Below are 493 nucleotides of genomic sequence, written 5' to 3'. Positions count from 1 at the left end.
TAGCATAGCGAACACCGCGATCAAGCTCGCGATCGCGGCGGACAGGAAGCTCAGGGCAATGAACTGTCGCGCCGTCATCAGAAAGATCAGGTGCGTGAGCCGCAATTGAAGCTCGATCCGGGCGACATAGGCGGCGGAGAGGTGTTCGCCGATCCCGTGCTCGACGAGGTTGACCAACGGCCACACCAACCGCAGCCAGCGCGGCAGGGGATCGGAATAGGCGCGATCCTCCTTCGGTACCGCCCGCCGCAACTGCACGACCGAGCGCAGCAGCAGGCTCAGCACCAACACGGTGCCGAAGCCGACCAGCGTGGAGACCATGAAAATCATCGATACCCTCCCGAATTCCCTTGCCCGCGACTCAGACGTCGATATTGGTGATCTTCGAAATCGCCTTGTAGCCCAGGAATTCCATCACCGCGATCACGGCCAGCGTCAGCCAGCCGATCCGCTCATGGAACAGCGGCGCCATCGCTTCGGGCTCCATGACATT

At 61.7% G+C, this 493-nt stretch carries 2 pseudogenes; both read right to left on the bottom strand.

Going from position 1 to position 493, the window contains the following annotated elements:
* Window positions 1-330, bottom strand: a pseudogene (locus FQ755_RS12865) (type II secretion system F family protein); the annotation flags it as partial.
* 31 nt (window positions 331-361) lie between these two features.
* Window positions 362-493 (bottom strand): annotated as a pseudogene (locus tag FQ755_RS38100) (secretion system protein F); the annotation flags it as partial.

Origin of the sequence: Paraburkholderia sp. BCC1885 (assembly GCF_900996235.1) — a bacterium.
Taxonomy (GTDB): Bacteria; Pseudomonadota; Gammaproteobacteria; order Burkholderiales; family Burkholderiaceae; genus Paraburkholderia.
This window is presented reverse-complemented; position numbering and strand designations above follow the sequence as displayed.